Genomic DNA, 16975 nt, shown 5'->3' with positions numbered 1-16975 from the left:
ATAAAAAAGCACCTACTGGCGCGAGGCCGGCAGGTGCTTTTAGATGCTGCTATCTGAAACGGTATTACTTGTAAGTGGCGAGAATGTACTTGGCAATGGCGTGGGCCTCGGCATCGGGCACGGCCTTGGCGTCGAACTTGGTCATCCCGGGACCCGGGTTGCGCATCTTGGCGACGATATCCTTCTCGGTCTTTACCCCGTTGGCGGCGAGGTCCTTCTTGCCCAGGCCCTTCTTGGGGTTGATAATGTTGCCCCCTTTCGGGTGGCAGGCGACACAGTGCTTATCGAACTCGGCCTTGGCATCGATCTTCTCGCCCTTCTTGACGTCAGCGAAGGCGGGAACCGCGATTACCGACATAGACAGCACAGCAGCAGTAGCAATGACAACTTTTTTCATGTTGATTCCTCCTTGGTAGTATCGGGGGGGCGTGCCCCAGTTGAGTATCGCTTGCAGCCTAATAACACCCGGCTGGAAACCAAAAGCGGAATCAATGCTAGTCTAGATTTTCCTGTTGTCAATGACGCGGCATGCTTTGCCTTCGGCTCGCGGGATGCTGTTGGGCTCAACCAACTTCACGACGGCGCCGACGCCGAGCACGGAATCAATCTTCTTCTCCACCTTGTCCAGAAAGGCCTTTTGCTTCTTCATCTCGTCGAAGAAGATGTTTTCGGTCACCTCGATACGGATCTCCAGAGTGTCCAGCGCCCCCTTCCGATCCACGACCAGCTGGTAGTGCGGCTGGCACCCCTCGATGGCAAACAGCACGTCCTCTATCTGCGACGGGTAGACGTTGACCCCCTTGATGATGAGCATGTCGTCGGAGCGCCCCATGGTCTTCTTCATGCGCACCATGGTCCTGCCGCAGTCGCACTTTTCGTAGTCCAGCGAAGTGATGTCACGAGTCCGGTAGCGCACCATCGGGAACGCTTCCTTGGTGAGCGAGGTGAGCACCAGTTCGCCCACGCTCCCCGGAGGGAGCACCGCGCCGGTATCGGGGTCGATGATCTCGGCGATGAAGTGATCCTCGGAGATGTGCATGCCGCGCTTGCACTGGCACTCGCCGGCGACGCCCGGGCCGATGACCTCGGAAAGGCCGTAGTTGTCGGTGGCGGTGATGCCGAGGCGCTCCTCGATCTCGCGACGCATCGCCTCGGACCAGGGCTCGCCGCCGAAGAGACCGACCTTGAGGGTAAGCCCCTTGGGATCGATCCCCATCTTCTCCATCCGCTCCGCGATGGTGACCGCGTAACTCGGGGTGGAGACAAGCGCGGTGGTGCGGTAGTCCTGCATGATCATGATCTGCTTCTCGGTGTTCCCCGCGCCCATCGGGATGACGGAGGCGCCGATCATCTCGGAACCATAGTGCAGGCCGAAGGCGCCCGTGAAGAGGCCATAGCCGAATGCGATCTGCACCACGTCGTCGCTGTTGACGCCGGCTGCCGTCATGAAACGGGCCACCAGGCTGGACCAGACCTTGAGGTCGTGCTTGGTGTAGCCGACGACGGTCGGCTTGCCGGTGGTGCCGGAGGAGGAGTGGATACGGACCACTTCGCGCAGCGGCACCGCGAACATGCCGTACGGGTAGTTGAGGCGCAGGTCCTCCTTGGTGGTGAACGGGAGCTTGGCCAGGTCGGCGAGGGACCGGACGTCCTCGGGGACGATCCCCATCTCCTTGAACCTGGTGCGGTAGCAGGTGACGTTCTTGTAAACGCGGTTCAGAGTAGCCTGGAGCCGCTCCAATTGGAGCTGCTCGATCTCCTCCCGCGGCATGCACTCGTATTCGGGCTCCCAAATCTGCATAGCTACCTCTCCCAAATTTCTTTCTTGTCGCGCCCCAGATAGGCGCGCTGCACATCCTTGTTTTCCAGCAGCTCGGATGCCTTTCCTTCAAGTATCACTTTACCGGTCTCGAGGACATAGCCGCGATCGGCGACCTTCAGCGCGGCGCGCGCGTTCTGCTCAACCAGGAGGATGGTGGTCCCCTCCTCTCTGCGCAGGCGCTCGATCACCTTGAAGATGTCCTGCACCACCAGGGGGGCGAGCCCCATGGACGGCTCGTCGAGCAGCAACAGCTTCGGGCGCGCCATGAGCGCGCGGCCGATGGCGAGCATCTGCTGCTCCCCGCCGGACAGGGTCCCAGCGGCCTGGCGACGACGCTCCTTGAGCCTCGGGAACATCTGGTACATCCGCTCCAGGTCCACCGCGATCTCGTTTCTCTGTCCGCCGGCCCGGTAGCGCAGGTAGGCACCCAGTTCCAGGTTTTCCTCGACCATAAGCGGGTTGAAGACCTGGCGCCCTTCCGGCACCTGGGACAGCCCCAGCGAGACCACGCGGTCTGCCGCCTGCCCCACGATATCCTTCCCCTCCAGCAGGATCTCACCGCTTGCGGTAGGGATGATGCCCGAGAGGGTGTTGAGCAGCGTGGTCTTGCCGGCGCCGTTGGCACCGATGAGCGTCACTATCTCGCCGGCCTTTAGGTGCAGCGAAACGTTCTTGAGCGCGTGCACCTTGCCGTAATAGGCGTTGATGTTCTTGATCTTTAGCATTTGTGTCCTTTGAAGCTCTCTGCCCCGCATGCTCCCGTGGAAGCAGATTTGGTTCTTGGGAGTGAGCCTGCACTCTCCTCCCCCTCCGGGGGAGGAACCAGACTGGCTACTCTTCGCCCAGGTACGCGGTGATGACGGCCGGGTTGTCCTGAATCTGCCGCGGGGTCCCTTCGGCCAGCATGGTGCCGAGGTTCAAGACCACCAACTGGTCGCAGATGTCCATGACCAGATCCATGTCGTGCTCGACCAGCGCCACCGTGACACCCAGGTCGCGGATCTTCTTGATGAGGTCCGCCAAATCCGCAGTTTCGCTGCTGTTGAGCCCCGCCGCCGGTTCGTCCATAAGGAGGAGCTTCGGCTCCAGCGCCATGGCCCGGGCGATCTCCAAAAGCCTTCCCTTGCCGAAGGAAAGCGTCCCCGCCTGAACCTCGGCCAGCTCGGGAATGCCGACGAAGTCGAGCAGCTCCATGGCCCGCGCCCGGATGCGCTTCTCCTCGCTCATCTGCCACGGCATCCGGAAGGAGCAGGCGAACAGGCCGGAGCTGCTCTGGGTGTGCAGGCCGACCATGACGTTCTCCAGCACGGTCATCTTGCCGAAGAGCTCGATATTCTGGAAGGTACGCACCAGCCCCAGCCGCGCACGCCCTTCCGGCGGCAGCTTGGAGATGTCCTTCCCCTCCAGGAGCACCGCTCCGCAGGAGGGGGGATAGATCCCGGTGGCGACATTGAAGAGCGTGGTCTTGCCGGCGCCGTTGGGGCCGATGATGCCGGTGATGGCCCCCTTACCGACGTTGAAGCTGATCCCTTCCAGGGCGGTCAACCCGCCGAACCTCTTGCCGATTCCGTTCAGGCTAAGCATCGCTCCCCTCCGTTACCTTCTTCGCCGGCACCAGGCGCCGCAGCAGCGCCGGAATCCCCTCCACCAGACCGCCGGGGAGGTAGATGGTCATGGTGATCAGCAAAAGGCCGTACACGATGATGTCGTAGTCCTGGAAGGTGCGCAGCATCTCGGGGAGCAGGGTCAGCAGCAGGGCGCCCAGGATGGAGCCGTACACGCTCCCCAGGCCGCCGATGACGATCATGGTGAGGATCTCCACCGAGAAGTGAAAGCCGAACGAGTTGGGCGAGATGAAGGTCATCACGTGGCAGTACAGGCTCCCCATGATGGCCGACATGAATGCCGAAAGCGTGAATACCTGCACCTTCATCAGCCTCGCGTTGACCCCCATGACGCGGGCGGCCACCTCGGAATCGTGGATGGCGCGCAGCCCCCGGCCGAAACGGGAGTTCACCAGGTTCAGCGACAGGAGGATCATCCCCAGCGCGAACACCCAGACCAGGTAGTAGTTCTTGAGGTCCGAGTCGAAGGTGAGGCTGCCGATACTGAGGTTGGGGATGCCGGAGAGCCCGGACGGTCCGCCGGTCAGCTCCACGGTCTCGTTGAAGGCGATGTTGACGATGACGCCGACGCCCAGGGTGGCCATGGCCAGGTAATGCCCCTTGAGGCGCAGCACCGGGAAGCCGATGGCGAAGGCGAACAGGGCGACGCAGACGGCGACCACGACCATGGCCAGCCACGGGTTGAGGCCGTAGGCGGTGGTCAAGACGCCGGAGCCGTAGGCGCCCAGGCCGAAGAAGGCAGCCTGCCCGAGCGAGATCTGCCCGGCATAGCCCAGAAGGAGATTGAGTCCCAGGGCGAGCACGCTGTTGATCCCGACGAAGATGAGGACGTTGGTGAGATACCCACCGGAGAGCGGCAGCGGGATGAGCAGCACCACGAGGGCAAAAACGAGAAATTTTATTCTGTCCGATTTCAAAGTAAAACCTTTAAACCCTTTCTGTTTCGCCCTTCTTGAAAAGCCCCTGCGGCCTGATGAAAAGGATCAGGAGCAGGATGAAAAACGCGATGGCGTCCTTGTAACCGGATGAGATGAGGCCGGCACCCAGCGACTCGAGGGTGCCGAGGATCAGGCCGCCCAGGACGGTGCCCAGACCGCTCCCCATGCCCCCCATGATGGCGGCGCAGAACCCCTTGAGCCCCAGCATGACCCCGACGTCGTAAGCGGTCATGGTGAGCGGCGCGATGATCACGCCGGCCAGCGCGCCGACCGCAGCGGAAATGACAAAGGAGAAGAGCACCATGCGCCCGACGCTGATGCCGACCAGGTTGGCGGCGCGGCGGTTGAAGGAGCAGGCGCGCATGGCCTTGCCGCTGATGGTGTGGTTGAAGAAGAGCCTGCAGCCGATGATGACCAGGACGGTGACGCCGAAGATCCAGAGGTGCTGCGGCAACAGAGTGGCGCCGGCCACGCTGATGGGGTCGGTCCCGGAGAAGGCCGGCAGCGCCTGGGTGTCCTTGCCCCACAGGAGCATCACCAGGCCGCGGATCAGGATGCTGGCGCCGATGGTGATGATGATGAGCATGAGCGGGGTGGCGTTTTTGAGCGGCCGGATGGCCAGCCGCTCGAAAACAAGGCCGATTACGGTGGTTACCGCTACCGCGACCAGAATGGCAGCTATTAGCGGCAGATGCAGCACGTTCAGCGAAAAGATGGTCAACACCCCGCCCAGCATGACGAACTCACCCTGGGCGAAGTTGATGATCCCTGTCGAATTGAAGATGATGGCGAAGCTGAGGCCAATCAGGGCGTAGATGGAACCTGTGGCGAGCCCCGATATGACGAACTGCGTTACCTGGTTTAAAAGCTCCATGAATCCTCTTTACCTACTTGACCAGCACCCAGTCTTTTTTGCGCACTTCGACCAGGGTGAAGGCGTCCTTGGTCAGACCGGCGTGGTCTTTGGCGGAGTAGCTGAACACGCCGCCGATGCCCGGGAAGTTGCGGGTAGCTTCCAGGGCGTTGCGGATGCCGGCAGGGGTGTCCCCTCCCCTCTCGATGGCGCCTTTCAGCAGCATCACCGCATCCCAGGCGTGACCGCCGAAGTGGTCGCCCTCGGCCTTGAAGTGGTTCTGGTAATCCTTGATGAAGGCGAGCAGCGAAGCCCTCTGCTTGTCGTTTTTAGGCAGCAGGTCGGCAACCAGCACCTTGCCGGACGGCAGACGGATCCCTTCGGCGGCATCGCCGGCCAGTTCGATGAACTTCTTGGAGGATACGCCGTGGCTCATGTAGACCGGGATGGAGAGGCCGAGCTGCTTGGCGTTTCTGGCGATGACGGCCGGACCCGGGTTGGTGCCCCAGCAGATGAGGGCCTGGGCCTGCGAGCCGCGGATCTTGGCCAGCTGTGCAGTCATGTCGGTGTCTTTCGGGCCGTAGGTGTCGTCGGACAGGATCTGGATACCGTAGTGGGCCGCCTGCGCCTTCAACTGCTCGCGCCCGGAGGCGCCGAAGCCGTCGGAGACAGTCAGGATGGCCACCTTGGTCTTCTTCTCTTTCTTCAGCTGTTCGTAGATCTTGGCCACGGCCAGCCCGTCGTTCTGGGCGGTCTTGAAGACCCACTTCTTCACCGGCTCGGTGATCTTGCTGCCGGCAGCGCAGGAGATGAGCGGCACCTGGGCCTTCTCGACGATCGGGATGATCGCCATGCTGTCCCCGGTGGTGCTGGGGCCGATGATGGCGACGACCTGGTCGTTCTTGACCAGCTTATTGGCGAGCTGGACGGCCTTGGTGGCGTCCCCGCCGGTGTCGTAGGTGATCAGTTCCAGCTTGCGCCCCTTGACGCCGCCGGCCTTGTTGATCTCGTCGACCACCATCTGCGCCGTGTTGCGCTCTGGCTCGCCAAGGAACGAAGCGGGGCCGGTCACGGCGAAGAGCGCGCCGATTTTGATGGGCTGGGCTGCCAGTGCAGCGGTGGACAGGCAGAACAATGCAAACGAAGCAAAAGCAGTCGAGACAAGTTTTTTCACGATTTCCCTCTCCTTTTGAGCGGCACTCCTGCCGCCGGTCGTTATTTAACGATGACCCAGTCGCCCTTGACGATGCGGACCATCTCGAAAGCGCCCAAGTCGAGGCCGTTGTGGTCGGTGGGCGTCATCTTGAAGATGCCGGACACGCCGACCATGCGGCCGTTTTTCTCAATGCCGTCGCGGATCTGGGCCGGGGTGGCAGCCCCTTTCTTGATGGCCGCGGCAACCAACTGGAAGCCGTCATAGGCATAGCCGCCGAAGGTGGAAGCCTCGACGCCGTAGCTCTTCTTGTAGTCGGTGTTGTAATCCTTCAAGAGTTTCGCCTGCGGGTCGCTGGGCTTCAGCAGGTCGAACACGGCCAGCTTGCCGGCCGGAAGCATGATCCCCTCGGCGGCCTGGGCGGTAGCGAGCTCGATGTATTTCTTGGAAGCGACGCCGTGGCTCTGGTAGACCTGGGTCTTCATGCCGAGCTGCTGGATGTTGCGGGTGATGATGGCCGGGCCGGGATTGGTGCCCCAGCAGATGATGGCGTCCGGCTTGGCAGCCTTGATCTTGGTGAGCTGCGGGGTCATGTCGGTGTCTTTGGGCGAGTAGACCTCGTCAGCCACGATCTTGAAGCCGCGCTTGGCGGCCATCTGCTTCAACTGTTCCCGACCGGAGGAGCCGAAGGAGTCGGAAACGGTGATCAGGGCGATGTTCTTCTGTTTCAGTTTCTCGGCCTGGATCAGGATCTTCTCGGCAGCAACGTGGTCGTTGGCCGGGGTCTTGAAAACCCATTTCTTAACGGGATCGGTGATCTTGATGCCGGCAGCGCAGGAAATGAGCGGGATCTGCTCCTTCTCGGCGACCGGGATGACGGCCATCGATTCGCCGGTGGTGCTCGGTCCGATGATGGCGACAACCTTGTCGTTCTTGATCAGCTTGTTGGCGAGCTGCACCGCCTTGGTGGCGTCCCCGCCGGTGTCGTAGATGAAGAGCTCGATCTTGGAGCCGTTGATGCCCCCTTTGGCGTTGGCCTCTTTGACCAGCAGCTCAAGGGTGTTCTTTTCAGGTTCGCCAAGGAAGGAAGCAGGACCGGTAACGGCGAAGAGTCCCCCGATCTTGATCGGAGCCGCGGCGAGGGCCGCGCTGGCACTGCACAGAAGCAGCATGGTGATACCGATTACAGCGAACATCTTTCTCATCTGTTGCCCCCCTCTTTGGTAAAACACATCAAATATGAACAGGTTGTACGACAGCCGTTGAAGAAACGGTTCAGGTAGGGCACCGGTGCCGGGCGAATGGTTATTCGCCTACAGGCACCGTATGTACCTGCGATTGCACACTCCTCCCCCCGGAGGGGGGAGGTCGGGAGGGGGGTAAGATCAGGCGAAGGTTCCCCCTCCTCAACCCTCCCCCTCCGGGGGAGGGAGCCTGGCCGCCCTCCCCTCGCGGGAAAAACTACATGCTGTACAGCCTCTCCCCCGGCAGCACGTTGAAGCTCTTGCCGGTCAGGGTGCTGATGGCCTTCTCCGTCTCGTCGAAGCGGAAGATCATCACCGCGTTCTCGCCGCAGCGCTCCACGAAGGCGTACATGTACTCGACGTTGATGCCGTCGGCGTCCAGCACCTGCAGGATGTCGGCGAGCCCGCCGGGACGGTCCGGGATCTCGACCGCGACCACCTCGGTTTTGCTAACGGTGAAGCCGCGCTCCTTGAGCACGGTACGCGCCTTTTCCGTGTCGTTCACGATCAGGCGCAGGATGCCGAAATCGGAGGTGTCCGCCAGGGACAGGGTGCGGATGTTCACCCCGGCATCGCCCAGGATGCGGGTCACCTCGGCCAGACGTCCGAACTTGTTTTCGATGAAAATGGAGATCTGTTCTACGTGCATGACGTTCCCTCCTTAGGCCTTGTTCCTGTTGTCGATGACGCGCTTCGCCTTCCCTTCGCTGCGGGTGATGCTCTTGGGTTCCACCAGTCTCACGCGGCAGGTGACGCCCAGCATCTCCTTGATCTGCTTCTCGATCTTGACCGACAGCGCCTGGAGGTGCTTGATCTCGTCCGAGAAGATGTTCTCGCCCACCTCGACCTGGACCTCGAGCGTGTCGAGGTTGTCCCTTCTTTCCACGATGAGCACGTAGTGCGGTTCGACCCCCTCGACCCCCATGAGGATCGCCTCGATCTGGGACGGGAACACGTTGACGCCGCGGATGATGAGCATGTCGTCGCTTCTGCCGCTCATGCGGGCGATGCGGGCGTGGGTCCTGCCGCAGGCGCACGGCTCGTAGGTGATGGAGGTGATGTCGCGGGTCCGGTAACGGATGAGCGGGATCCCTTCCTTCGTGATGGTGGTGATGACCAGCTCACCCATCTGCCCCTCCCCTAGCACCTCGCAGGTCTCGGGGTTGATGATCTCGGGGATGAAGTGGTCCTCCCAGACGTGGAGCCCTTTCTTCGCCTCGCAGCACTCGATGGCGACGCCCGGCCCCATGATTTCCGAGAGACCGTAGATGTCGACGGCGGAGAGGTTCAGCTTGGCCTCGATGTCGCGGCGCATCTCCTCGGACCAGGGCTCGGCGCCGAAGATGCCGACGCGCAGCTTCAGGTCGCGGAAGTCGATCCCCTCCTCCTTGGCGGCCTCGGCCATGAACAGCGAGTAGGACGGGGTGCAGGTGAGCACGGTGGAGCCGAAGTCCTGCATGATCATGATCTGCTTCTTGGTGTTGCCGCCGGACATCGGGATGACCGAGGCCCCCAGCCGCTCGGCGCCGTAGTGCGCGCCCAGGCCGCCGGTGAAGAGGCCGTAGCCGTAGGAGTTGTGGATGATGTCGCCCCTGTGCACCCCGGCCGCGACGAAGGAGCGCGCCATCAGTTCGCTCCAGGTCTCGATGTCCTTTTTGGTGTAGCCGACCACGGTCGGCTTGCCGGTGGTACCGGAGGAGGCGTGGATGCGGACGATGTCCTCCATGGGCACTGCGAACAGGTTGTACGGGTAGGAGTCCCGCATGTCCTGCTTGTAGGTGAACGGGAGTCGCTGCAGGTCCGCGAGCGTCTTGATGGAATCGGAAGTGACACCGGCCTTGGCGAGCGCCTCCTTGTAGAAGGGAACGCTTTTTTCTACCCGGGCCACCATCGCCTTCAGCCTCTTGAGCTGCAGCGCCTCCAGCGCCTCCCTCGGCAGTGTCTCGAATTCCTCGTTGAAAAACATGACTGACTCCTTAACTCAAATACGACAGCAGAGGCCTAAAGGCGTATTTAACGCAAAGCCGCAAAGGCGCAAAGAAACCCGGGAAAACTGGTTTAAACCCAAAATCTTTTGCCTTTGTCAGCCTTAGCGTCTTTGCGTCTTTGCGTTACAAATATGTTTTTGACTTCAGGTCTGTGTTACTTCAGCCCGCGCCCCATCTGGAAGGCCTTGAGGTTCACCTCGAGCGCCTTCTTGGGCACCATCTTTTCGATGGCCTCGATCCAGTACTTCTCCTCGATATCCAGACGCTTGGAAACGGCGCCCAAGAGCACGGTGTTGGCGGCACGTGCGTTGCCGGCCTCTATGGCGAGGTTCTGGCCGTCCACCAGCAGGCAGTCCGGGCAGAGCTCCTGGATCTTCAGTGCCATGTCAGCAGGATACGCCTCCTGCCCGACCAGGACGGACGGCGGCGCGATGCACAGGTCGTTCACCACGACGGTGCCCCCGGGCTTCAAAAGCGACAGGTAGCGATAGCTCTCCATCAGCTCGAAGCCGAACAGGATGTCACCCTCCCCTTCGGGAACCATGGGAGAAAAGACTTCCTTGCCATAACGGACGTGGGACACGACGGAGCCGCCGCGCTGAGACATGCCGTGGATCTCGCTCTTCTTGACGTCGAAGCCCGCCAGCATGAAGGTCTCGGAAAGGATCTCGGCGGCGAGCAGAATGCCCTGGCCACCCACGCCTACCAGGACTATGTTGGTTACCTTGTCGCTCATTTTGCCTCCTGGATCGCAGAGAACTTGCACAGCTGGCTGCAGACGTCGCAACCGTTGCATAACAGCGGATCGATATGTGCTTTGCCCTTCTTGCCGCTGGCCGGGACCCACTCGATGGCGGGGCAGCCGATCTTGAGGCAGGCACGGCAGCCGGTGCAGGACTCGTCAACCACCTGCAGCGGCGCGCCCGCCTTGAAGATACCTTCCCGCTTGATGAGGACGCAGGGCTTGTCGGTGATGATGACGGAAGTCTCGGGACGCTCCATCTCTTCGGAGATCACCTTCTTGCACTCGTCCAGGTCGAGCGGGTTGATGGTACGCACGTTCTTGACGCCGATCGCCTTGCACAAAAGCTCGAAGTCGACGGCATTGGTGGGATCGTCCATCAGGGTGTGCCCCGAGCCAGGGTTTTCCTGGCGGCCGGTCATGGCGGTGATCCTGTTGTCCAGGATGATGACGGTCGCCGCACCCTTGTTGTAGACCATGTCCATCAGCCCGTTGATGCCGGTGTGCAGGAAGGTGGAGTCGCCGATAACCGCGACCACTTTCTTCCTCTCCTCCGGGGAGAGCACCTTGACCGCGCCGGTAGCCATGCCGATGGAGGCGCCCATGCAGACGCAGGTGTCCATGGCGGACAGCGGCGGCATGAAGCCCAGGGTATAGCAGCCGATGTCGCCGGATACATAGGCTTTCAGCTGGTTCAGGGTGTAGAAGACGCCGCGGTGCGGGCAGCCCGGGCACATGTTGGGGGGGCGCCCCGGGAGTTTCCCGACGGTAGCCTGGGCATTCTCGGGAAGACCGAAGGCCTTCCTGACCCGTCCCGGGGTGAGCTCCCCACAGATCGAGATGATCTCCTTGCCGATGACCGGAATGCCGATCGCTTTCACCTGTTCCTCGATGAACGGATCCAGCTCCTCGACCACGTAAAGCTTTTCCACCTTGGCGGCAAATTCGCGGATCAGGTCGAAGGGAAGCGGGTGCACCATGCCCAGTTTCAACACCGAAGCCTCGGGTAGCGCCTCGCGCACGTGCTGGTAAGCGATACCGGCGGTGATCACGCCGACCTTCGCGTCACGCATCTCGACGCGGTTGATGGGCATGCTGCAGCCGTCCTTGGAGAGTTGCACGGTGCGGTCCTCGACCACGACGTGGCGCACGCGCGCGTTACCGGGCAGCATGACGAACTTGGCGGCGTTCTTCTCGATCTTCGCCTCGCGGACCAGATCGGTGCGCTCGCCCAGGTTTACCACCGACTTGCTGTGCGAGATGCGGGTCGTCGTGCGCAGCAGGACCGGGGTGTCGTACTTCTCGGAGATCTCGTAGGCCAGCTTGGTGAACTCCAGGCACTCCTGCGAATCGCCGGGCTCGAGCATGGGCACCTTGGCGAACTTGGCGTAGTTGCGGCTGTCCTGCTCGTTCTGGGAAGAGTGCAGTTCCGGGTCGTCAGCGCAGACCAGCACCAGGCCGCCGTTCACGCCGGTGTAGGAGAGCGTGAACAAGGGATCGGCGGCAACGTTGACGCCGACATGTTTCATGGTGACCAGGGCCCTGGCGCCGACGAAAGAGGCACCGATGCCGACTTCAAGGGCTACCTTTTCGTTGGTGGCCCAGGAGGAGTCGATCTCCCTGTAGCGGACGGTGTTTTCCAGGATCTCCGTGGAAGGGGTGCCGGGATAGGCACAGGCAACTTTCACCCCTGCCTCGTATGCGCCTCTGGCAATGGCTTCGTTGCCGGAAAGTATTTCCTTCATGGGTTACGTGTCCTCTTTAGTCCAGGGGACTGGCTCCGCCAGGTGCCTGTCCCCCTTGCTGTTTAATGTGAGAGTCGGCGAAATATACCCGAGTATTGGCAGCGCTGTCAACTGCTTTATAGGAGCAACTTAATCGCTATAATCAATATTTATGCGGAGTTACAATACTGCCACCACCAATCACAAACCACCTTTAATGCTTTTGAGAGGGGGTGTCGAGCAGGTGTTTACTGTCTGGTTGAACATCGTTTTGAGGAGCCGAAACAACAGCTCAAAACGAAGCCCTGCCCACCGCTGCCGGAGGCATTAAACAGAGCTTTGTCACGGAAGAGAATCAGGTATAATGTGCGGGTTGTTTTTTTTGCTGGAAACCAAGGAGGTTCAACGTGGGATTCATTGTGAAGTGGCTGGTACACGCGGTGGCGATCGTCATCACCGCATATCTCTTGCCGGGGGTACGTTTATCGGGTTTCGGCGCAGCGCTGATCACGGCACTGGTGCTCGGCCTCATCAATACCTTCATCAGGCCGGTGCTGATGCTGCTCACCCTGCCGCTTAACATCCTGACCCTGGGGCTGCTCACTTTCGTGATCAACGCCCTGCTCATCATGCTGACCAGCGCGCTGGTGAGCGGCTTCTCCGTGGGCAGTTTCCTATGGGCGCTCTTGTTCAGCCTGGTGCTGTCGGTGGTCAACTTCCTTCTGAACGCGATCTTCTAGAGCGGCTCGCCCATCAAAAGGCGGTTCTTCGGCGTGATGTCGGACGGGATGGTCTGGGTGTAGACCCGATACCCCTGGGAGCGCAGCCAAGCGGCCCGGGTGACGTCGACAGCGAGGGGACCATCCAGCCAGCCGGTGAGTCCGCCGTCGTCGCAACTGTGCAGGTCATGGCAGCACGGCAGCACCGCTACCCGGCAGCGGGCGGCCGCGGCCTTTGCCAGGACGAGATCGGTAAGGGAGCCGCAGGCGTGGGCGGAAACGACGATGTCGTCCGGGCGCAGTTGGACCAGGTTAAGGTCCTGCTTCAGGAGCGTGAACCGCTCCGACGCTGCGGACCAATCGGTGCGGATCTCGGAGGCAAGGCGCGCGGCACTGGGCGGAACGCGCAGATCGACGCCGATCCCCTCACGCAACTCGCGATCCAGGATGAGCAGCACCTGGGCCAGCAACCCATGCCCGGCGGCAAGGTCCACCACCCGGCCTCCGCGAAAGCGCCGGTGCACCCGTCGCGCCACCTCCCAGGCCTCGTACAGTTCCTTGCGCGGCAGGCAACCGGCCCGGCAGACAGCGCGGGCAATACGGTCAAAGAGAGTGTCGCCCGCAAAGTGCGGCAGCATGTGCTCGGTCAGTCGGTTCTTGGAAGATCGGTCCATCTCACCCTTTCATTTGCTTCATTGGTGAATTACCTGAAGGATTGCCCTGGTCCCCCCTCCCCTTGCGGGAGGGGGTTAGGGGGTGGGGGAAGGTGCCATCATATCCGCACATTGCCGCTTCACCCACCCCCCGGCCCCCTCCCGTCAAGAGAGGGGGGGGACAACAACCGGAGGTCTCATGGCACCGGGCAAGATCCGCATCGGCACCTGCTCCTGGACCGAAAGCAGCCTCATCGAAAGCGGCACCTTTTATCCGCACGGCGCCTCCACCCCGAAAGCACGCCTGAAGTTCTACGCCCGCCGGTTCGATACAGTGGAAATAGAGAGTTCCTACTACCAGATTCCGACTCTCGAGATGGCGCAGGCCTGGGCGGAGCGCACGCCGCCGGGGTTCCTGTTCCACGTCAAGGCCTTCGGCGCACTCACCGGCCACAACATCGACCCGCACAGGCTGCCGGAGCGGCTGCGCGCCATGCTCGCCCCGGCAGACCTGGAACGGGAGGACCTGCACGTGGCCGAACCGACGCTGCTCAAGGCCATGGCTCAGGCGCTGGTGGCTGCGTTGGAGCCCTTGAAACAGGCGCACAAGATGGGCTTCGTCATCTTCCAGTTCCCGCCCTGGTTCGGCTACAAGAAGTCCAACCTGGACTACATCCACTACTGCAGGGAACTTATGGCCGGGATACCCATCGCCGTAGAGTTCCGTCACGGCAGCTGGTTCACGTCGCAGCACCGGGACGACATGCTCGCCTTCCTCAAGAAGCACAAGATTACCTATATCACCTGCGACGAGCCCCAGTTCGGCAACCTCTCCACCGCACCCTTCCATCCCGCCGCAACAACCGGTATCGCCTACTTCAGGCTGCACGGCAGAAACGGCGACAGCTGGCACAGTGAAGCCCCTACAGACGAGTACCTCTACCCCCAGTACGAGCTGCAGGAGATCGCACGACATGCGGTGCGCCTAAGCGAGGCGGTGCGAACCATTTTCATCATGTTCAGCAACTGTCGCTGCGGCTATGCCATGCGTAACGCGCTCGAGTTGTGCACTATCAGAAAAAGAGAATCATTCCAGTAAAGATTGCGCGAAAAGCCGTAATAGTATAGGATGTCCGCTCCGGCAGCTTTTATCGTGAACGTAGTCCCCACCCGCTCGCCACGTGCGCGCAAAGCGAAGGAACAACTCAGTGACCGTATTCAGACAGCAGCATTGCCCGAACCGGCCCCCTCAAGAGCACAACCTGCAGCGCCAACGGGGCTTCACCCTGGTGGAGTTGCTGGTGGTAGTGGCGATCCTTACCGCGTTGACCCTCATGGCGCTGGCAGCCTTTGGCGACATCAAGCGGAAGGTTTACAGCGCACGGGCCATGGAAGAATTGCGGGCGATCGAAAAAGTTATCGCCGGCTACAGCCTCGAATCGGGGACACTGCCAACGAGCTTGGCCCAGCTGAACCAAGGTGAGTTCCTCGACCCCTGGAGAAACCCGTACGTCTACGTCAGGCTCTCCGATGGGGGGCCTCCCCGCAAAGACCTGGCAGTGGTCAGCATCAATACGGACTACGACCTCTACAGCAAGGGGGGGGACGGTCTCACCGCCCAACTCCTTTCCAACCCCAAGAGCTTCGACGACATCATCCGTGGCGCCGACGGCGCCTTCATGGGATTGGGAGCGTCCTACTAATTAAGATGGTCGGTGCGCCGGCACCGGATGAAAGAGGATCATACATGAAGTCCACTTGCCCCAAATGCCAAGCCCAGATCGAACTCCACCTCGAAGCCGTGTCTGAAAAAGGCACTGCTGCAGCCTGTCCGTCCTGCAAGGCCAAACTGTACGTCCACAGGGAGTCGTTCGGAGCGCGCGCTTTCCGCAAGATCGGCCAGGTTTCCTGCGCCGCCTGCGGGGAACAACTCGGCCAGGAAATCTTCTGCCTGGGGTGCGGCGCGCCCTACCCCGAGTACCTGGTCACCTCACCAGGAAGCAAGCCCACGCCACTGCCCAAGACTGAGGGAGGCTCGGGCAGCTTCTCACTCCCGGCCCCCTCGGCAAAACTTTATCTGCCGCAGGTCTCCCGTACTGCCAGCAGCGATACCGCGGTGAACAGACCGCAGAACCTGGGCGCCGTGATAGCCGTGCTCCTGGTGCTGGCGCTTGGCGCCGCCGGGTTCACCTACTACAACAAGCTGAAAGCGGAAAAGGCCTTCGTGGAAAGCTTCGTGAAGCTGACCTACTGCATCCACTCCGGACAGCTGCGCAGCAAGGACGCGGCAACCAAGATAGCGGCGGAATGGAAAACGGCCAGCGTCCAGAGGACGGCGCCGCACATGCCGGCCGAGGACGAGAAGGATTTCTCTATCCTGGCCACGCAGATAGAAGACCTGCAAGCCAAGACCGCCACCCCTCCGGAGAAATACAAGCAGAGCAGCGAAGCGGTGGCGGCCCTCAATGCCGCATCCAAAAAGATGCAGGCGCTGGCGCTTTCACCCTCCCCTACAGTCAACGAACTGGTCGATGCAACCGCCAAGTTCGACACCGAGTACCAGGGGGCGGTCCGCAACTTCAAATCCACTCTGCCCGAAGACCTGAAGCAGGAGTTGAAGAGCGCCAGCAAGCGGTACAAGGCGCTGCAGACACTTCTCTAGCGGGTCGTTTTACCCGCCAACAGGTCGTTTACCACCACCCCCGCCATGGTCAGTCCGAAGATGGAGGGGATGAAGGAAACGCTACCCAGGATCACACGGCGGTGCTCGCAGGAGAACTTCTGATCGTCCTTGTTAGGACAGATGCAGTTCCCCTTGCAGCCGCCGTCCTTCATCTCCTGCTCGCGGTACTCCTCGGTCGAGAAGACCACCTTCACCCCGCTCTCAATCCCCTGTTTTTTCAGAAGCTTGCGCACGGAACGCGCCATGCGGCACTTGTGCGTCTGCGAGATGTCGGCCACGCCGATCTTGGTCGGGTCGAGTTTCGCGGCGGCCCCCATGCTGGAGATGATGGGAATGTCCTTTTCCCGGCAGGTGCGGATCAGGTGCAGCTTGCTGGTGATGTGGTCGATGGCGTCGACCACGTAATCGTAGTGATCGTGGAGCAGGAAATCGCTGTTCTCGGCGGAGTAGAAGTCGTGGTAGGGGACGATCTCCGCCTGCGGGTTGATCAGGCGCATGCGCTCGGCCATGACCAGGGCCTTGGCCTTGCCCACCGTGCCGTCCATGGCATGCAGCTGACGGTTCACGTTGGTGAGGCAGATCTCGTCGAAGTCGACGATGACCAGGCGCCCTACCCCGGCACGAGCCAGGGCTTCGGCGGCGTAGCTCCCTACCCCGCCCAGGCCGAAGATGGCGACAGTCGAGTTTTTCAGTTTATCGAGTCCAGCAGGTCCAATGAGGAGTTCGGTACGGGAGAAGCGATGCAGATGTGACATTGATTCCTTTGCCTTTGATGATTTTCCGGAGATGGTGACGGCAAAGTATCGCACAGGTGGGGCGCTTGTTGGAAGC

Annotated in this window: 18 protein-coding genes; 4 read left to right on the top strand and 14 right to left on the bottom strand. The window is 61.3% G+C overall.

Annotated features, from left to right (window positions below; genetic code table 11):
* Positions 1-64: 64 nt before the first annotated feature.
* The 12 genes from JFN91_RS08365 to iorA all read right to left on the bottom strand — a co-directional run bounded on the left by JFN91_RS08365 (position 65) and on the right by iorA (position 12110).
* Positions 65-397, bottom strand: a complete 333-nt coding sequence (locus JFN91_RS08365; protein ID WP_199388740.1) for a c-type cytochrome — start codon at positions 395-397, stop codon at positions 65-67.
* Positions 398-499: 102 nt separating this feature from the next.
* The gene (locus tag JFN91_RS08360) at positions 500-1801 is read right to left on the bottom strand and encodes a phenylacetate--CoA ligase family protein (protein ID WP_199388739.1); all 1302 of its coding nucleotides are present in this window, start codon (positions 1799-1801) and stop codon (positions 500-502) included.
* A 2-nt stretch (positions 1802-1803) separates the two neighbouring features.
* Positions 1804-2547 carry an ABC transporter ATP-binding protein gene (locus tag JFN91_RS08355; RefSeq protein WP_199388738.1) on the bottom strand — a complete coding sequence of 248 codons (744 nt, stop codon included), beginning with the start codon at positions 2545-2547 and terminating at the stop codon, positions 1804-1806.
* Between the two features lie 106 nt (positions 2548-2653).
* Positions 2654-3406: an ABC transporter ATP-binding protein gene (locus tag JFN91_RS08350; protein WP_199388737.1), complete on the bottom strand. Its 753-nt coding sequence runs from the start codon at positions 3404-3406 to the stop codon at positions 2654-2656.
* Positions 3399-4364 carry a branched-chain amino acid ABC transporter permease gene (locus JFN91_RS08345; protein WP_199388736.1) on the bottom strand — a complete coding sequence of 322 codons (966 nt, stop codon included), beginning with the start codon at positions 4362-4364 and terminating at the stop codon, positions 3399-3401. The genes JFN91_RS08350 and JFN91_RS08345 overlap by 8 nt, the downstream gene beginning before the upstream one ends.
* Before the next feature lie 10 nt (positions 4365-4374).
* Positions 4375-5259 (bottom strand): branched-chain amino acid ABC transporter permease, encoded by an 885-nt coding sequence (locus tag JFN91_RS08340; RefSeq protein WP_199388735.1) that lies wholly within the window; start codon positions 5257-5259, stop codon positions 4375-4377.
* Positions 5260-5272: 13 nt separating this feature from the next.
* Positions 5273-6412 (bottom strand): ABC transporter substrate-binding protein, encoded by a 1140-nt coding sequence (locus JFN91_RS08335; RefSeq protein WP_199388734.1) that lies wholly within the window; start codon positions 6410-6412, stop codon positions 5273-5275.
* A 41-nt stretch (positions 6413-6453) separates the two neighbouring features.
* The gene (locus JFN91_RS08330; RefSeq protein ID WP_199388733.1) at positions 6454-7596 is read right to left on the bottom strand and encodes an ABC transporter substrate-binding protein; all 1143 of its coding nucleotides are present in this window, start codon (positions 7594-7596) and stop codon (positions 6454-6456) included.
* A 256-nt stretch (positions 7597-7852) separates the two neighbouring features.
* Positions 7853-8284, bottom strand: a complete 432-nt coding sequence (locus JFN91_RS08325) for an ACT domain-containing protein (protein ID WP_199388732.1) — start codon at positions 8282-8284, stop codon at positions 7853-7855.
* Between the two features lie 12 nt (positions 8285-8296).
* Entirely contained in the window at positions 8297-9601 is a 1305-nt protein-coding gene (locus JFN91_RS08320; RefSeq protein WP_199388731.1) for a phenylacetate--CoA ligase family protein, read from the bottom strand.
* Between the two features lie 176 nt (positions 9602-9777).
* On the bottom strand, positions 9778-10359 hold the full coding sequence (locus JFN91_RS08315) for an indolepyruvate oxidoreductase subunit beta (protein WP_199388730.1): 582 nt from the start codon (positions 10357-10359) through the stop codon (positions 9778-9780).
* Positions 10356-12110, bottom strand: coding sequence for an indolepyruvate ferredoxin oxidoreductase subunit alpha (iorA, locus tag JFN91_RS08310; RefSeq protein WP_199388729.1), 1755 nt, complete (start codon positions 12108-12110; stop codon positions 10356-10358). Before iorA ends, JFN91_RS08315 begins: the two co-directional genes overlap by 4 nt.
* 386 nt (positions 12111-12496) lie before the next feature.
* Here iorA and JFN91_RS08305 point away from each other — a divergent pair, with 386 nt between their 5' ends.
* On the top strand, positions 12497-12829 hold the full coding sequence (locus tag JFN91_RS08305; RefSeq protein ID WP_199388728.1) for a phage holin family protein: 333 nt from the start codon (positions 12497-12499) through the stop codon (positions 12827-12829).
* Here the strand turns inward: JFN91_RS08305 and JFN91_RS08300 are convergent.
* A complete protein-coding gene (locus tag JFN91_RS08300; RefSeq protein ID WP_199388727.1) occupies positions 12826-13482 on the bottom strand; it encodes a methyltransferase in 657 nt (218 codons plus the stop codon). The genes JFN91_RS08305 and JFN91_RS08300 overlap by 4 nt on opposite strands.
* Positions 13483-13660: 178 nt before the next feature.
* Between JFN91_RS08300 and JFN91_RS08295 the strand changes: the two genes are divergently transcribed.
* The 3 genes from JFN91_RS08295 (at position 13661) to JFN91_RS08285 (ending at position 16123) form a co-directional block, all read left to right on the top strand.
* Positions 13661-14560 (top strand): DUF72 domain-containing protein, encoded by a 900-nt coding sequence (locus JFN91_RS08295; protein WP_199388726.1) that lies wholly within the window; start codon positions 13661-13663, stop codon positions 14558-14560.
* 109 nt (positions 14561-14669) lie between these two features.
* Entirely contained in the window at positions 14670-15164 is a 495-nt protein-coding gene (locus JFN91_RS08290) for a type II secretion system protein (RefSeq protein ID WP_199388725.1), read from the top strand.
* Positions 15165-15208: 44 nt separating this feature from the next.
* Positions 15209-16123 (top strand): zinc ribbon domain-containing protein, encoded by a 915-nt coding sequence (locus JFN91_RS08285; protein ID WP_199388724.1) that lies wholly within the window; start codon positions 15209-15211, stop codon positions 16121-16123.
* On the opposite strand, the gene JFN91_RS08280 is transcribed toward JFN91_RS08285, so the two are convergent.
* Positions 16120-16899, bottom strand: a complete 780-nt coding sequence (locus JFN91_RS08280; RefSeq protein ID WP_199388723.1) for a tRNA threonylcarbamoyladenosine dehydratase — start codon at positions 16897-16899, stop codon at positions 16120-16122. The genes JFN91_RS08285 and JFN91_RS08280 overlap by 4 nt on opposite strands.
* Positions 16900-16975 lie beyond the last annotated feature (76 nt).

Source organism: Geomonas anaerohicana (assembly GCF_016458305.1).
Taxonomy (GTDB): domain Bacteria; phylum Desulfobacterota; class Desulfuromonadia; order Geobacterales; family Geobacteraceae; genus Geomonas; species Geomonas anaerohicana.
The sequence above is the reverse complement of the archived record's forward strand: the minus strand, read 5'-3'. Positions and strand labels throughout refer to the sequence as shown.

Coding starts and splice junctions, on each gene's coding strand:
- JFN91_RS08280 (WP_199388723.1), bottom strand. CDS start 16,899: ATGTCACATCTGCATCGCTTCTCCCGTACCGAACTCCTCATTGGACCT.
- JFN91_RS08360 (WP_199388739.1), bottom strand. CDS start 1,801: ATGCAGATTTGGGAGCCCGAATACGAGTGCATGCCGCGGGAGGAGATC.
- JFN91_RS08325 (WP_199388732.1), bottom strand. CDS start 8,284: ATGCACGTAGAACAGATCTCCATTTTCATCGAAAACAAGTTCGGACGT.
- JFN91_RS08355 (WP_199388738.1), bottom strand. CDS start 2,547: ATGCTAAAGATCAAGAACATCAACGCCTATTACGGCAAGGTGCACGCG.
- JFN91_RS08365 (WP_199388740.1), bottom strand. CDS start 397: ATGAAAAAAGTTGTCATTGCTACTGCTGCTGTGCTGTCTATGTCGGTA.
- JFN91_RS08295 (WP_199388726.1), top strand. CDS start 13,661: ATGGCACCGGGCAAGATCCGCATCGGCACCTGCTCCTGGACCGAAAGC.
- JFN91_RS08285 (WP_199388724.1), top strand. CDS start 15,209: ATGAAGTCCACTTGCCCCAAATGCCAAGCCCAGATCGAACTCCACCTC.
- iorA (WP_199388729.1), bottom strand. CDS start 12,110: ATGAAGGAAATACTTTCCGGCAACGAAGCCATTGCCAGAGGCGCATAC.
- JFN91_RS08300 (WP_199388727.1), bottom strand. CDS start 13,482: ATGGACCGATCTTCCAAGAACCGACTGACCGAGCACATGCTGCCGCAC.
- JFN91_RS08340 (WP_199388735.1), bottom strand. CDS start 5,259: ATGGAGCTTTTAAACCAGGTAACGCAGTTCGTCATATCGGGGCTCGCC.
- JFN91_RS08320 (WP_199388731.1), bottom strand. CDS start 9,601: ATGTTTTTCAACGAGGAATTCGAGACACTGCCGAGGGAGGCGCTGGAG.
- JFN91_RS08330 (WP_199388733.1), bottom strand. CDS start 7,596: ATGAGAAAGATGTTCGCTGTAATCGGTATCACCATGCTGCTTCTGTGC.
- JFN91_RS08315 (WP_199388730.1), bottom strand. CDS start 10,359: ATGAGCGACAAGGTAACCAACATAGTCCTGGTAGGCGTGGGTGGCCAG.
- JFN91_RS08350 (WP_199388737.1), bottom strand. CDS start 3,406: ATGCTTAGCCTGAACGGAATCGGCAAGAGGTTCGGCGGGTTGACCGCC.